This window comes from Methylobacterium sp. J-030 (assembly GCF_022829545.1).
In the GTDB taxonomy this organism is placed as follows: Bacteria; Pseudomonadota; Alphaproteobacteria; order Rhizobiales; family Beijerinckiaceae; genus Methylobacterium.
In genome coordinates, this window is the sequence record NZ_JAKSYM010000238.1 from 1 (window position 1) to 1720 (window position 1720).

Below are 1720 nucleotides of genomic sequence, written 5' to 3' on the forward strand. Positions count from 1 at the left end.
CCGGGTCGCCGTCCGGCTCCCAGGTGCCGCGGTCCCAAAGCAGCACAACGCCCGCCCCGTAGCTGCCCGACGCGATCACGCCCTCGTAATCAGCGTAGTCCAGACCGTGATCCTCGACCTCGACGGCCAAGCGCCGTGCGCTCGCGACGAGGCTCGGGCCACGCGTGACCGCCCAGCTCTTGAGGACGCCACCGAGCTCCAACCGGAAGTCGTAGTGTAGTCGACGCGCGGCGTGCTTCTGCACGCGGTAGGCTAGGGGCTCAGGCATGGCCGGCACGCTCCGCCGACGTTTGCGAGGCATCATCCACCGCAACGACCTTCGACCTACGGGAGCGGCCGAGGACCTTGCTCATTGACCTGAGCAGGCCCAGGATGACGCGGGCCTGTAGGATCTGTCGGGGAAGTTCGGCGGGCCGCAGCGGACGATACCTGAGCATGGGGCTGGCCGCCTCCGTCGCGGCGAGCACGGCGCCAAGTGTGGGAAGGTGAGCTATCGTTCGGGCTGCATCCGTCCGGATGCCGAGCCACGGAGCCCAGAGCGCCTTGAGACCAAGGCGTCCCGAGGCATGTAACCCGATCACCCTCCGTCGCCAGGCGAACCGGAACAGGGCCCGCGGCAGCGGCTCCAGACGCGGGTCGCACGGGCTCTCCGGCACTTGGCAGCGCAGCTTCATCGTGTCCGCGGCCCCGCCGGGTGCGCGCCCGTCGAGCCGCCCCGAGGTGACCACGACGATGTCGGGGGCGTGCCGAACCCGCGCGTCGCTCGACAGCAGCGACGACACGAAGGCCTTGTCCTCGCCGACCGCGAGCGGCGGCATGCCGCCGACTTGCCGATAGGTGGCGAGCCGGACCGCGAGCGTCGCGCCAGAGGTGGTCCAGTGCCGCGGCCAGGGATCGTGCGCGATCGGATTAATCCGCGCTTCGAGCTCCGTGAGCAGCGCCTCGTAGGCGCCCTCCAGCGCGCCGCGCGCGTGCAAGGACGCGGGAAGCCGAGCGGCATCTGCCTCATCGAGGTCGATCCGGCCTGCCACGGCATCGACTCCATCGGTGATTGCAGCGAGGTTGCGCGCGACCCAATCCTCAGGAACTCGGCTATCCGCGTCGGTCGTGAGGATGACACCGTCCAACGTCCCGCCCTCCTCCAACCACGCGGCCGCGGCCTCCATGGCCTCCCGCCGTGCCCATCCCGCGTTCGCCTCGGCATACGCTTGCTCGATCACCCGAACCGGGCGACGCAGGGACGTCCGAAGGGCTGCGACCACATGGGCCGTGCCATCCGTGCAGTTGTTCAGGAACAGCAGGACGCCGAGCCCGCTTCCCCCAAGACCTTCCTGCCCGTCGAGAGCGCGGAGGCAATACTCGATGCGTTCGGCTTCATTGAAGACCGGGACAGCGACCACCGCTCGTAGGGCTTGGTTCGGCATCCCTTGATCGACAGGTGACGCCACAACTTCAGTCTCGGTCAGCACTGATATCTCCGGCGAGCCGGGTTATGCGCCGGCATCACGCAAACCTGCCGCGCAGCACCCTGTTCTGGGGCCAAGCCAGTTTTAATCCGGCGACGTTGCCGCACCTGAACACGGACAACATGCAGCCAGCTTTCAGCCTCGGCGCTCTGAACTTCGCCCTGGCCGGCGCGCGCGAGGGCTTCGGCCCGTTCCTCGGCGTGTACCTGCAGAAGCAGGGCTTCGACCCCGCCGCCACCGGGTTCGCCATGGGC

The 1720-nt window shown here is 68.7% G+C and carries 2 protein-coding genes and 1 pseudogene; 1 reads left to right on the forward strand and 2 read right to left on the reverse strand.

All coding sequences use genetic code 11. The features are described 5' to 3' along the window. Both MKK75_RS17280 and MKK75_RS17285 read right to left on the reverse strand, forming a co-directional pair. On the reverse strand, nucleotides 1-268 hold a 268-nt coding region (locus MKK75_RS17280; RefSeq protein WP_279593958.1), incomplete at its 3' end, for a DNA polymerase ligase N-terminal domain-containing protein. Next, nucleotides 261-1424: a glycosyltransferase gene (locus MKK75_RS17285; RefSeq protein ID WP_244043774.1), complete on the reverse strand. Its 1164-nt coding sequence runs from the start codon at nucleotides 1422-1424 to the stop codon at nucleotides 261-263. The genes MKK75_RS17280 and MKK75_RS17285, both read right to left, overlap by 8 nt. Nucleotides 1425-1492: 68 nt before the next feature. Between MKK75_RS17285 and MKK75_RS17290 the strand changes: the two are divergent. Continuing rightward, a pseudogene (locus MKK75_RS17290) lies at nucleotides 1493-1720 on the forward strand (hypothetical protein); the annotation flags it as partial.